Source organism: Clostridium sp. DJ247 (assembly GCF_014231265.1).
The window spans coordinates 73,727-87,465 of the sequence record NZ_JABAIW010000008.1; the positions used below are offsets into that span (position 1 = coordinate 73,727).

Sequence of the window (13,739 nt, forward strand, 5' to 3'; positions counted from 1 at the left end):
TCGTGCTTAGATTATTATTCCCACTATAAAGGAAAATATAAATATTAATATAATAAAAATACGCTGTGCAGAAAACTCTACACAGCGTATTTTTATTATATTAATATTTCATTTTCTATAACTTCTTCAAAAGTCTGTCTTCTACAGATTAAAGTGGCTTTTCCTTCTTTCACCATAGCTACAGCAGCTTTAGGTATCTTATTATAGTTGTTTGACATAGAGTATCCATATGCTCCTGTAGCTAGTACTGCTAATATATCTCCACTTTTAGCTTCTGGTAATTGCACATCCGTTAATAAAATATCTCCAGATTCGCAACACTTTCCTGATATAGTGACAACCTCTCTAGAGTTGTCCTCAACTTTGTTAGCTATAATACATTCATATTCAGCATTATATAATGCTGGTCTTATGTTATCAGTCATACCACCATCTACAGATACATATTTTCTAACATCTGGAATATCTTTTATAGACCCTACAGTATATAGAGTAATTCCAGCATTACCAACTATAGATCTTCCTGGTTCTATAGCAAGTGAAGGCAATTTTATATTAAGTTCTTTCGCTACTACTTCAGCTTTATCTAGTATAATTTTACAAAAATCTTCTAGCTTTTTAGGCGAATCCCCTTCTTTGTAATATATACCAAAGCCTCCACCTAAATCCAATTCTTTTACATCATATCCTGTTTCATCTTTAATACTTTTTACTATAGAAAGCATTATTTCTACTTCATCTTCATAAGGCTGAGTTTCAAATATTTGAGATCCTATATGGCAATGAAGTCCCATTAGTTCAATATTTGTCAGTTCTAAGGCTTTTTTTACTGCATCTGTAGTATTATTATTTAACACAGTAAATCCAAACTTCGAATCTATTTGACCTGTTTTTATATAGTCATGAGTATGAGCTTCTATACCAGGTGTTATTCTAAGTAATATTTTTTGTTTAATACCCTTTTCTTTTGCAATAGCATTTATCTTTTCTATTTCATAAAAATTATCTACTACAAATCTTCCTACTTGAAGATTTATTCCCATCTCCATTTCATCTAGAGTTTTATTATTACCATGAAAATATACTTTATCCATTGGGAAACCACTTTTCCAAGCTGTATATAGTTCTCCTCCTGAAACAACATCAAGGCATAAACCTTCGTCATTGATAACTTGGCACATAGCTAAAGTTAAAAATGCTTTTCCTGCATACGCAACTCTGTTAACACCCTCTTCTACTCTAAAAGCCTTATAATATCTTCTACATTGATCTCTTATTAATTCTTCGTCCATTACATACAGTGGTGTTCCAAATTCCTTTGCTAAATCTACTGTGCTTACTCCCCCTACATACAGGGTATTATTTTTAATTTCCATACTTCCGGTTGTTCTCATGCTAGATTTCCTCCTTAAAAAATACTATAGATTGAATTCATTGGCTACTATATTTATTGCTTTTAATTTATCTTCCTGTTTAATGGCACAGGTAATTCTAATTTCAGAAGTAGTAACCATTTTTACCTGTATTTCATTTTCACTAAACAGCTTAAACATTCTTGCTGCCACCCCTGAAGTAGTTTTCATTCCAATTCCTACTATTGAAAACTTTGTTATATCTTCATCAATAGCTATTTGCTCTGTATCTTTACAATATTTTTTTACAATTTGTAGACCTTCATTTAAATCAATTTTTGGAATAGTAAAGGATAAATTAACTTTATTATTTATTGGTGCTGTTTGGCTAATCATATCTATATTAATTCTCTTACTTGCAACACTTTCGAATAAATTTGAAAGTGTGTTTATGTTATTCGGAATATCCTTTATTGTTATAGCTACATCTTCATCGCTTGTTGCTAACCCTGTTACTGGTTTACCTTCCATATTCATATTATCTACCCCCCTAATAACGGTTCCTTTAGTATCACTATTACTTAATCCAACATATATTGGTATGTTATATTTTTGTGCAAGTTCAATAGATCTGGAATGCATTACCTGTGCTCCAAGACTTGATAACTCTAACATTTCTTCATAATCTATTTGTTCTAACTTTTTTGCTTCTTTATATTTTCGTGGATCAACGCTATATATTCCATCAACATCTGTATATATTTCACACACCCCATGAAGATTTACAGCTATAGCAACAGCCGTAGTATCAGAGCCACCTCTTCCTAAAGTTGTAATGTTTCCTTCATGGTTAATTCCTTGAAAACCAGCCACTATAACAATTTTCCCTTCACTTAAACTCTTCTTTATATTTTTTCCATCTATGCTTTCGATTAATGATTTACCATATTGTCCAGTAGTTTTTATTCCAATTTGGTATGCTGTATAGCTTACTGCGTCGTGACCTAAGCTCTTAATAGCCATAGCCAGTAATGCACTTGATATCATTTCTCCAGTAGATAGAAGGGCATCTAACTCTCTTTTATCAGGATTGTCAGTAATTTTATTAGCCATATCTATCAAATCATCCGTAGTATCTCCCATAGCAGAAACTACAACTACAATACTATCTCCTGCAAGCTTCCTTTTTATAACAGTATCAGCTACCATTTTTATTTTATCTATATTTCCAACAGAACTTCCACCATATTTTTGGACTATAACTGCCATAATATCACTCCTAAAAATTTCATATATTTAGAAACATATTCTTATAAAACATAAGTGCAGCAAAGGAACACCTCTGCTGCACAAAAAATTACATACGCAACGTCGTGTACCTTTGTAGCTCTCCACCTTCGTTAATAATTCAAATAAATCAGTAACGAAACTTCTCTTTATAATTTAAGAAAAGCAAGCACTCATTATAAAATCAAAGATTTTATATATGTACTTAAGTGACAACCTTACATATATTATATGCAAAGCCAGACAGTAGTTTCGCCAAACTACTCTCTTCGGCTATAATTCCTTTCCTTGCTCCTCACAGTCCGCCGACTAAAAACAAGTACTATTAATTACAGCACCTCTACCCTAGGTAGTATCCTCTATTAAATTATTTTTAGTTTATCATAAATGCATAGTCATTTCAACATTTATTTATAGATAACCGCAGCTTAAATTTAACTTATACGTAGGGATATATTACTAATGTTGAAGTCACATTTAAATATTTTTTTATTAGTCTAGTGAAAATTTGAGAAAAAATCTTAGAACTTTAGATATGTTTGAGCATAGCGAGTTTATCAAAGTTCTTAGATTTTTCTCAAATTTGAACTTTAGACTAATTAAAAATATTTAACGTGACGAAACATGGTAATATATCCCGGAGTATAAGTTAAATTTCGGGCGCGTTTATTTATATTCAGCACTCTTATGCTCTATAAAATTCGCTAAAAGATTTTAGTGAGTATACATAATCCTTAACTCCGCATAGCTCCCTAATAGAGTGCATAGACAGAATAGCCATTCCCATATCAACTGAATTTATATTTACATGACTAGAAGATATAGGCCCAATAGTAGATCCCCCTCTTTCATCAGAACGATTTACAAAGATTTGTACCGGAACTCCCGCTCTTTCACAGATACTCCTATATATAGCACTAGAAACACTGTCAGAAGTATAACTTTGACTTGCACTTACTTTAATTATTGGTCCCTTATTAATTATAGGTCTATTAACAGGATCACTCTTTTCTCCATAGTTCGGGTGAAGGGCATGACCTAGATCAGCAGAAATCATAAATGAGTTAGATATTGCTCTATAATAATCCTCTTTGTTAGTACTTTCACTTAAAATAATTCGCTCCAGTGTGCTTGATAAGAAAGGTGAATCCGCTCCTTGTTTTGTAGTACTTCCAACTTCTTCGTTATCAAAGCATACCATGACATTAGTACTTTCTGCAGCTTCAGCTCCAACTAAAGCCTTTATTCCTGAATATACTATTGATAAGTCATCTAGTCTTCCACTTGATATAAACTCATCATTAAGTCCCATGATACTTCCTTTTTCAAATTCATATAGAAACAGATCAAAATCTAGTATGTCACTCTCTTCCACATATAGTTCTTGTGCTATAGTTTTAATTAAATATTTTCCTTTTTCAAAGTTTTCGTTTACTAATGAGAGTAACGGTAGTATGTCTTTTTGTTTGTTAAGTTCAACTCCGGAATTTACGCTTCTATTCATGTGTATTGCCAAATTAGGTATTATCAAAAGTGGTCTGTTTATGTTTATAAACTTTATTTGTGGATGAAAAGGATCCTTACTCTTTATTGTAACTCTTCCCGCTATGGACAACGGTCTATCCAGCCATGTATTTATTATAGGCCCTCCATAGACCTCAGTATTTAATTTTATATAAGCTCCCTCTACTTCCATATCTGGATTTGGCTTTACTCTAAAGCCAGGTGAATCCGTGTGTGCTCCAATTATTCTAAAACCATTTTGTGATAACTCACCCTTTCCCACCACAAAAGCAATTAAAGCTGATTGATTTTTTACTACAAAATATTTTCCGCCTTTTTTTAAACTCCAGCGTTCTCCTTCCTTCAACTCAATAAAGCCTTCACCTAATATTATACTTTTTACAGATTCAACAGCATGAAAAGCTGTTGGGCTTTTATAAATAAAATCTATTAACTCCTGTGCCATTGCTAATTCTTCATTCATACTTACTCCTCCATTTTAAGTTAAATTTCGGGCATGGTTATCTATATAAGTATACCAAAATTTCACTTTCTTAATAATAAAAAGATACTACGTTATGTTATAATACTAATATACTTTTCACAACACTAAAATATTTTACAAAAGGTGCTTTTAAATGATTTCAAAGTTTTTAGTAAAAATTTTGTTAAGAATTACGAAAACATTTCTGATGAAAATATTAGGCAGTCTTATGGATACTTAAGTGGCATAATCGGAATAGTTGTTAACCTTAATGCTGTAATAACAATTCATAGAGATTTTACATAAACCCTTAAAAATCTTAAAAAAGTATATACAAAAATACACACTCCTGCATATCATATAATGATTGTAATAAATAAGGAGTGTGTGTTTATGAAGGGTAAGATTAGAAATTTCTTTCCAAGTGGTAACACTTCTTACGGCTTCTATTCTTTTTATCAATATATTATAACTAATGAGTCCCTTACAAAAAAAATCTTTGTCAGCGGAGGCTTAGCTGGAAATAAATCTCGTTTATTAGAAAATGCAGGAGAACTATTTTCTTCTAAAGGATATGATGTTGAGTACCACCATTGTTCATTTAACAGTGATTATATAAATAGTATAGTTATTAATGACTTAAACTTAGCATTATTAGATGGTACTTTAACACATGTAAGGTTATCTTAAAGACAAATTAAGAATTAAGGTAGAATGTATGATCAAAAATTCCAATAAATTATTATTTCCTGTTCTGATGTTTCTTTATTTTTCTCGCCAATTTCTATATAATCAATTAGTTCATTTACCATAGAGTGAGTAATGATTGAAAATTTCTTATATTCTTCCACTATACCTTTGTACTGCTCAACTGAGAGACTTTTCTTCTTTAGTTCATCGATTATTTTCTGCAAGTTTTCTTTTTTTACCACAAAATTCTCTTTTTCTTTCAAAAATACAGAGTTAAATTCACTAAATTCATCTTCTGATATCAATCCCTTTATCTTATCTAAATAGGTATTTTTCAAGGCTTCAATTCTAGATACTATTTCTTTTTCCATGCTTCTCAATTGCTTATTTAAGTACTGTAATCTCACTTCTAGCTGCTGTTCCTTCAATAACATTTCAGCCAATTTATCACTATCACAAAGTAGGTTTATATGTGTTCTCATCCTTTGTAAAACAATTTGTTCTAACTTTTCAAGTCTTATGGAATGACTTGTACAAAGTTTTTTCCTAGAATCCAATAAATAAAGTCTACACCTTAAATAACTATACTTCTTACTGGTACTGTTCTTAGCCATGTTACTTTTGCAGTCTAAGCACTTAACTTTTCCTGCTAGAATATGAGTTATACCATTCCTAGTACTTCTAACATTAGAATTTATCCTGTCCTGAACCATATTAAAGGTCTTTTTATCAATTATAGGTACATGAGTATCCTCCACAGTAATCCATTCATCCGGTCTAAGAATTTTTATTTTTTTAGATTTGCAACTTATCTTTTTACACTTGTGCTGTACCATATTACCAATATATAATTGGTTTTTTAAAATACGCTTTACAGTTGTCTTATTCCAAAAACCATAATGATTTTCTGAATAATTATTTTTATACTTAAAGCCCTTCATTTGTTTGTACTTTGTTGGATTAGGTATATTTCTTTTATTTAAAATACTAGCTATGTGCTGTGTTCCATTTCCTTCAATATATAAATTGAATATTAATCTTACTACCTGGGCAGCTTCCTCATCAACAATTAGTTTATTTTTGTCCTTAGGATCCTTTATATATCCATAGGAAGAAAATGATCCTATAAACTTCCCAGTATTCTGTTTCATTCGGAATACAGCTTTAATAGATTCAGAAATATCCTCACAGTACCACTCGTTAACAAGTCCATTAATTTGACGTGATTTTTTATTGTGTTTATCTAGTGTATCCACTCCATCTACTGCTGTTACAAATCTAATACCCCATTGCAAAAACTTATTATGAAGATACTTTTCTACCAATTCCATATCTCTTGTAAACCTTGATTGTGTCTTGCAAAGTATAATATTAAATTTTCCTTCTCTCGCATCCCTCAGCATAGAATTAAATTCAGGTCTTTCCGCATCAAGCCCAGAATAATCATCATCGCTATATATTTTATAGATATTCCAACCCTTTTCCAGTGCATATTTCATCAACAAGTTTTTTTGATTTTGTATACTCTCACTATCATCAATAGAGCTTTTCTTATTCTTATCCTCATCGCTTAATCTACAATAAATTGCTACCTTGCTCACCTTAATATACACCTCACTAGATTTATAGCGTTCTAAACTAGAAACTTAAATTATACGTAGGAATATGGTGCTGAAGTTTGGCAACATATTCGGTCGTATAAGTTAAGTTTCCACTGCAGAGACTATATCACAGCTTTCTTCTCTATTTTTTATTAGGTTATAAAATAATTTCTCTAAAGTTTCTTTTCTCTTATCTACATCTTCATTTTTGAATTTTTCAATTACCATAATTTTCATTTCTTTTTTACACATAAACATACCCCCATATTAGAATATGAGGGTATGTTTATATTTATTTTAATATTTTATCTTTACTATATTTAAATTTTGACCAAGGAACCCCATACAATTATTATTAATATATTAAAGTACTGCTGATTTACTTTTTATTATGTTACATTATTTTATATACTGTTTAATTGCATTTTGTTAATTAATGTGTAATTTTTATAATAAATAAACAACACCACAAGATAAAACATCTTGTGGTATTTATTCCATAAAAAAAAGCTTTTCCGAATTTATATGTAACCTTAGCGGTTGCTGCACCTTTTTTAAATCCCTCCATCTTTCTTTAGAAACAATCCATTGTAAGTTGTCAAATTGAGATTGTTGTTTTTCTTTATGACTGCTTAAATAAACTGTTACTGTATAGGGGCCTTCACTTATGCGATTTATACTATATTCAAATATATTGTTATCATCTTTCTTCTCTGCTAAATCAATGTGTTGTGCTCTAATACCAACATAAGATATAGAATTATTTATTTTACTGTTAACTTTAAGTGTGCATCCCCAATCCAATGCTTCTACTGTATCTTCTTTTATTTTTCTTGCTCTAGATATATTTTTACATCCCGTAAGTTGTGCTGCCGAAAGAGTTGGAGGCTTTTCAAATATATTTTCTCTTTTTCCACAAGCTGCCACATCTCCTTTATTTAATATTACGAGATCTTTACAAAGTCTGTATACCTCTTCCATATTATGAGATACAAATATAGTACTTCCTTTATAACTGGACAATGTATCCATAATCTGCTTTTCCATATGGCTTCTTAAGTGATTATCTAAAGCAGAGAAAGGCTCATCAAGCAATAATATTTCCGGCTCTATAGCTAAGGCTCTAGCAATAGCTACTCTCTGTTGTTGGCCACCTGAGAGTTGACTTGGAAATCTATTTTCAAGCCCTTCAAGCTTCATCATACTAACCTTCTCTTCTATTATCTGAGCTTGCTGATGTTTTGATAATCCCTTCAATGCAAAGCTTATATTTTCAGCTACTGTCATATTAGGAAATAAAGCATAATTCTGAAACAAAAACCCTACTTTTCTTTTGCGACTTGAAATATTTATACCTTTTTCTGAATCATAAAGAGTTTTGTCATTTAATATAATTTTCCCTTTAGTTGGAGTTTCTAAGCCTGCAATGCATCTTAACGTCATGCTCTTACCAGAACCTGAAGCTCCAAGCAAACCCAGAATATTATTATTAGCAGCATCAAATTTAACCTTTAAGTTAAATCCTGATAACTTTTTTTCAATATCAACATAAAGCCCCATATTACTACCTCCTCAAATTTTTTAAAAATTTTCGTTGGTGATCAGACCAATAATTCATTAATAGCATTACTACCATAGAAATTCCTACAATTAATATTACCCATATAAGTGCCTTATCCATTTCACCACTTTCTGCAGCAAAATAAATAGCAACAGGAATGGTTTGTGTTTTATGAGGTATGTTTCCAGCTACCATAAGAGTAGCTCCAAATTCTCCAAGTGCTCTTGCAAAAGATAATACAGTAGCTGCTGCTATACCAGGCCATGCTAGAGGCAATACAATTCTCCAAAATATTCTCCATTCAGATACGCCTAATGTCCTTGCTGCATTCACTATATTGTTATCTATTTGCTCAAAAGCTCCTCTTGTTGTTTTATACATAAGAGGAAATGCTACAACCGATGCCGCAATGACAGTAGAAGACCAAGAAAAAATTATGCTAGTTCCAAATTTTAAAAGGATTTTGCCTATTGGTCCATTCTTTCCTAATATAAGTAAAAGAAAGAACCCAACTACTGTGGGCGGTAAAACAAGGGGAAGGGTAAATATGGCATCTATAAGACCTTTCACCCTTCCATGATAGTTATTCATCCAATATGCTGCAGCAATTCCTATAAAAAATGTTATAAAAGTAGCTGTAAATGTTGTTTTTAAAGAAATCCATGCCGGTGATGAATCAAATCCCATATTCCTTTCCCCCTATGAAAATAAGTTAATCTTATTTAGCAGCTTTAAAGCCATACTTTTCAAATACTGCTTTAGCCTTATCTTCTGACAGGAATTTAGTAAATTCTTTTGCTGCTTCGACATTTTTACTGTCTTTTAATACAGCAACAGGATATACTACAGGTTTATGTGAATTTTCTGGTGCTGTAGCTACAATATTAACTTTATTAGATACTTTTGCATCAGTCTCATAAACAATACCTGCATCTACGTTTCCTGTTTCAACCCATGTTAAAACCTCTTTTACATCTTTACCTAGAACTGCTTTAGGTTGTACTTTGTCCGCTATCTTCAAAGATGTTAACACATCTTGAGCATATTGTCCTACTGGCACACTTTTAGGTTCTCCAAGTGCTATTTTCTTTACATTATCAGTTGCTAAATCGTTAAAATCTTTAATAGTTGATGAATCCTTTGGAGCTATCAAAACAACATTGTTTTCTAATAGATTTTTATTTGTGTCATCTATTAGTAGCCCTTTCTTTTTTAATGCATCCATTTGCTTTGTAGCTGCAGAAATAAATACATCTGCTGGAGCTCCTTGTTCTATTTGTTGCTGCAAAGTTCCTGATGCTCCAAAATTATATGTAATTGTAACATTAGGTTTTTCTTGAGAATATAATTTTTTAATATCCTCCATAGAATCCTTTAAGCTGGCAGCGGCTGATATAGTCAATGTTATAGCCTTTTCATCCTTAGGATTTGTTGTTGAATTTTGCTTAACACTGCCGCATCCAGCTGAAATAACTGTAATACCTAAAACTAACATAAGAAATAGTTTGCTCTTAAATCTTTTCATAGTATTCCTCCTAAAAACTTATTAAAACCTATTTATATCTTCTAAAAACCACCATGGTGTTGCATAAAAATATAACAAATACATTTTACTTATGTCTTATTATGTTATATCATGTTATACTAATTATAGTTATAATTCTTCAATTTTTCAAGTGGTTTTTTAATAATATGATAATTTAATTATGGTATAATACTATTACTGCGATTTTAAAATATTTGCTGTATATAGGATTATACGTAGGAATATGTTTACAAAGCTGAAAGTACACTTAAAAACTTTCTAATGTAATACAGGGTTGTTTTTTAATATTACTGTTGAACTAAAATATTATATATGTGTATAATTACATGAAACATTGTTTAACTTTCTAAAATCAATAAGATTTATTAATTTTCAAATATATTAAAAGAAAGGAGACTCATTATGTTTGAAGATACATCCTTAACACCACAAGAAGTAGCTGAAATATTAAAAATTACTAAAAATACAGTATATGAACTAATAAAAAGGGGAGAATTAAGCGGATATAAGGTAGGAAAAAAAATTAGAGTTGATTTAAAAGATGTAGAAGAATATAAAAACAGAACAAAAAACAGAGTAAATATTAGCCCTAATAATCAAAAAAATAATATTAATATAACATCACAAATAAACTCTTCTTCCCTAGAAGAAACAAACTTTAATAATGATTTCGTAATCTGCGGCCAAGATGTACTTCTTGATATACTATCTCGTTATCTTGAAATGCATTCACAAGGTGTGCATATTTTACGATCATACATCGGAAGCTATAATAGTCTATTAGGACTTTATCAAGGTAAGGTTCAAATAGCCACTTCTCACCTTTGGGATAGTGATACAAACCAATATAATATTCCATATGTACGAAGACTTGTTCCAGGTATTCCATCAGTAATAATTCATTTAACCTGCCGTATGCAAGGCTTTTATGTGAAAAAAGGTAATCCCAAAAATATTAATGGCTGGGAAGACTTAAAAAGGATCGATATTACCATAGTTAACAGAGAAAAGGGAAGTGGAACAAGGATTCTCCTTGACGAGCAATTACGACGTCTTGGCATTAAAGGCTATACACTAAATGGTTATGATCGAGAGTGTCTTTCTCACTTAGCAGTTGCAAGTACCGTTGCCAGAGGTGGCGCAGACTTAGGCATAGGTAATGAAAAAAATAGTCTACAAGTTCAAGGTGTTGATTTTATTCCACTACAGAAAGAAAGATATGAATTAGTTATGAGACAGGAGGACATGGGTAAACCTCTATTTAAGACAGTCATAGATATACTGCGTTCTGAAGAATTTAAAATGGAGCTTCTAGGCATAGGAGGATACGATCTCAATGAAATAGGAACAATAGTAGCAGAATTATAAGCTATACTGTATATGTGTTATATTGTTCTATACTTACACCATATTAAAACTTTTTTATTCTTTATGAAACTTCACCACATGTAACGGACCCCCAAAACCTTGGAATTACAAACGAAGTATTGAATATAGAAGAATATTGGAATACAGAGCTGTCTAAGGATATCAAAGAAGATATACTGAATATAAGAAATGAAATTAATGGTACCATACAAAGAGCATATAAATATATAGGAGCTGCAAAACTTATTCATGATAACTGGAGCATGTATAATAGAAATGCTCTAAACAATTCAAAGTTATCTCAGCTCAGCGAAGACTTGAAAAATAAAATTTTTACCAACCATGAAATTAAAGATCTCGGTAATGAAAGACATCTTTTTGTTACTGCATTTGTCCCTGATGGTATAGTAACTTTTATAGATGATTTATGTGACGATTGCGAAAAAATATATGTATTAAATGGAGGTCCAGGTACTGGCAAAACTCCTTTACTGAAGTTTATATATACTGAAGCTCTTAAAAGAGGTTTCTTTGTAGAAGTATATCACGATGCACTTGTGCCTGATAAAATTGAACATATAATAATACCTGAACTGAAAACTGCATTAATAAGCGCTAATGAAATTAATGGTAAAAAATTTAATGGCACACAAATATACCTAGAAAACTTTATAGATTATTCTCTTATAAATAAGCTTCAACTAAAAAAAGATAAAGAAATGTTTTATAGTCTGTTGAACATATCTTTAGATATAGTTTCATCCACTAAAAAACTTTATACTAGTCTTGAAACCTATTGTATACAAAATATTAATTTTAACGAGCCGGATGAAGTTTCCGCAAACATAGCAAATAAACTATTAAAGTATGAAAAAGATTGTCTAGAAAAACAAGGCCTATCCATACGTTGTCAGCCGTAAGATTTACTAGTACGTTAACTATAAAGCTATTTTTATATTGTTAACTCTAAAACTCTTTTAACTTAAATTATATAGATACCCATAGTTTAAATTTAACTTATACGTAGGGACATATTACCAATGTTGAAGTCACATTTAAATATTTTTTTATTAGTCTTAGCGAAAATTTGATAAAAAATCTTAGAACTTTAGATATGTTTGAGCATAGCGAGTTTATCAAAGTTCTTAGATTTTTATCAAATTTGAGCTTTAGACTAATAAAAAATATTTAACGTGACGAAACATGGTAATATGTCCCGGAGTATAAGTTAAATTTCGGGCATGGTTATCTATATTAATTTAAACCTTATTTTTTCACCCTAAATCCTTTCGACTTAGAAACCATTCTTCCTATAGAGTTAATTTTACCAGTAATACAGCCTCTGCAATGTGCTGGAGTATCCCCTGTACAAATTTTACCTGGATATAATGCATATAGTTTTCTATATTCACCTTCAGTTACATTTGGCATAACTACATTAGCTCCACTTTGAAGTGCTATTATTCTGCCGTTTTTATCTAAACTTTCCATAGCTGTAGTAGCTGGTATATTAATATCTGGATTCAGAAGCCTAGTTAATGCCATGACCTTTAAGCTTAAAGTGAAATCTCCACCCCCTGCATCTTTTAAAGGAGTGTCTTCATTTGGAATAAATGGCCCTATCCCTACCATGTCAGCTCCTATTTCTTTAAAAAATAATATATCATTAGCTAAGGATTCTATACTTTGATTTGGTAATCCAACTAGACATCCTGTTCCAACCTCATATCCTAAGGTCTTTAAGTCCTCAAGACATCTCTTTCTTTCCTCGTGACTCATTCCTGGGTCCATATCTTCATATAGTTTTTTATCTGTGGTTTCTATCCTTATAAGATACCTATCTGCACCAACCTCTTTATAAGCCTTATACTCTTCAAAGGTTTTCTCTCCTATACTCAACGTAATAGCAATATCTAATTTCTTTATATTTGATATTATATACTTCATTTTATCAACTGTATAATATTCATCTTCACCAGACTGCATTACTACAGTTTTATATCCATATGTCACTGCCTTAGATGCTAGTTCTATTATTTCATCTGGTTCCAATCTATATCTCTTTATATTTTTGTTTGCTGCTCTTAATCCACAATATAAACAGTTACGCTTACATATATTTGAGAACTCAATAAGTCCTCTTAGATGCACTTCATCACCTACATACCTCTTTCTTACTCTATCTGCTGCTTTAAAAAGCTCATCATTTACACTGTCATCCTCTAACAGAGTTATCAATTCTTCTTTATTTAAGCTGTGAGTTTCTTCTGCTTTTTCAATCAAATCTATAACCATAGCAACATTTTTCCTTTCTTTAAATTATTACTTGACTTTTATTAAGTAAGCA

Annotated in this window: 12 protein-coding genes and 1 riboswitch; of the genes, 3 read left to right on the top strand and 9 right to left on the bottom strand. The window is 31.0% G+C overall.

Going from position 1 to position 13,739, the window contains the following annotated elements; genetic code table 11:
• Nucleotides 1-95: 95 nt before the first annotated feature.
• The 3 genes from lysA to HGI79_RS05245 all read right to left on the bottom strand — a co-directional run bounded on the left by lysA (nt 96) and on the right by HGI79_RS05245 (nt 4,626).
• On the bottom strand, nt 96-1,394 hold the full coding sequence (gene lysA, locus HGI79_RS05235) for a diaminopimelate decarboxylase (protein WP_185649607.1): 1,299 nt from the start codon (nt 1,392-1,394) through the stop codon (nt 96-98).
• 24 nt (nt 1,395-1,418) lie between these two features.
• Entirely contained in the window at nt 1,419-2,621 is a 1,203-nt protein-coding gene (locus tag HGI79_RS05240; protein WP_185649608.1) for an aspartate kinase, read from the bottom strand.
• 173 nt (nt 2,622-2,794) lie between these two features.
• A riboswitch (Lysine riboswitch) is annotated at nt 2,795-2,990 on the bottom strand.
• A gap of 334 nt (nt 2,991-3,324) precedes the next feature.
• Nucleotides 3,325-4,626 (bottom strand): M18 family aminopeptidase, encoded by a 1,302-nt coding sequence (locus HGI79_RS05245; RefSeq protein ID WP_185649609.1) that lies wholly within the window; start codon nt 4,624-4,626, stop codon nt 3,325-3,327.
• Nucleotides 4,627-5,019: 393 nt separating this feature from the next.
• On the opposite strand from HGI79_RS05245, the gene HGI79_RS05250 reads away from it, so the two are divergent.
• Complete coding sequence (locus HGI79_RS05250; protein WP_185649610.1) at nt 5,020-5,316, top strand: ATPase; 297 nt, start codon at nt 5,020-5,022, stop codon at nt 5,314-5,316.
• Nucleotides 5,317-5,348: 32 nt separating this feature from the next.
• Here HGI79_RS05250 and HGI79_RS05255 read toward each other — a convergent pair whose 3' ends face one another.
• The 5 genes from HGI79_RS05255 to modA form a co-directional block, all read right to left on the bottom strand.
• Complete coding sequence (locus HGI79_RS05255; RefSeq protein ID WP_185649611.1) at nt 5,349-6,917, bottom strand: recombinase family protein; 1,569 nt, start codon at nt 6,915-6,917, stop codon at nt 5,349-5,351.
• A 102-nt stretch (nt 6,918-7,019) separates the two neighbouring features.
• Nucleotides 7,020-7,169, bottom strand: coding sequence for a hypothetical protein (locus HGI79_RS05260; RefSeq protein ID WP_185649612.1), 150 nt, complete (start codon nt 7,167-7,169; stop codon nt 7,020-7,022).
• A gap of 240 nt (nt 7,170-7,409) precedes the next feature.
• On the bottom strand, nt 7,410-8,477 hold the full coding sequence (locus HGI79_RS05265) for a sulfate/molybdate ABC transporter ATP-binding protein (RefSeq protein WP_185649613.1): 1,068 nt from the start codon (nt 8,475-8,477) through the stop codon (nt 7,410-7,412).
• Between the two features lie 4 nt (nt 8,478-8,481).
• A complete protein-coding gene (gene modB, locus HGI79_RS05270) occupies nt 8,482-9,165 on the bottom strand; it encodes a molybdate ABC transporter permease subunit (RefSeq protein WP_185649614.1) in 684 nt (227 codons plus the stop codon).
• A 31-nt stretch (nt 9,166-9,196) separates the two neighbouring features.
• Complete coding sequence (gene modA / locus HGI79_RS05275; RefSeq protein WP_185649615.1) at nt 9,197-10,003, bottom strand: molybdate ABC transporter substrate-binding protein; 807 nt, start codon at nt 10,001-10,003, stop codon at nt 9,197-9,199.
• Nucleotides 10,004-10,426: 423 nt separating this feature from the next.
• Here modA and HGI79_RS05280 point away from each other — a divergent pair, with 423 nt between their 5' ends.
• Complete coding sequence (locus HGI79_RS05280) at nt 10,427-11,392, top strand: helix-turn-helix transcriptional regulator (RefSeq protein WP_185649616.1); 966 nt, start codon at nt 10,427-10,429, stop codon at nt 11,390-11,392.
• Between the two features lie 119 nt (nt 11,393-11,511).
• Complete coding sequence (locus tag HGI79_RS05285; RefSeq protein WP_185649617.1) at nt 11,512-12,312, top strand: ATPase; 801 nt, start codon at nt 11,512-11,514, stop codon at nt 12,310-12,312.
• Nucleotides 12,313-12,658: 346 nt separating this feature from the next.
• Here HGI79_RS05285 and hydE read toward each other — a convergent pair whose 3' ends face one another.
• Nucleotides 12,659-13,687 carry a [FeFe] hydrogenase H-cluster radical SAM maturase HydE gene (gene hydE, locus HGI79_RS05290; RefSeq protein WP_185649618.1) on the bottom strand — a complete coding sequence of 343 codons (1,029 nt, stop codon included), beginning with the start codon at nt 13,685-13,687 and terminating at the stop codon, nt 12,659-12,661.
• Between the last annotated feature and the right edge of the window lie 52 nt (nt 13,688-13,739).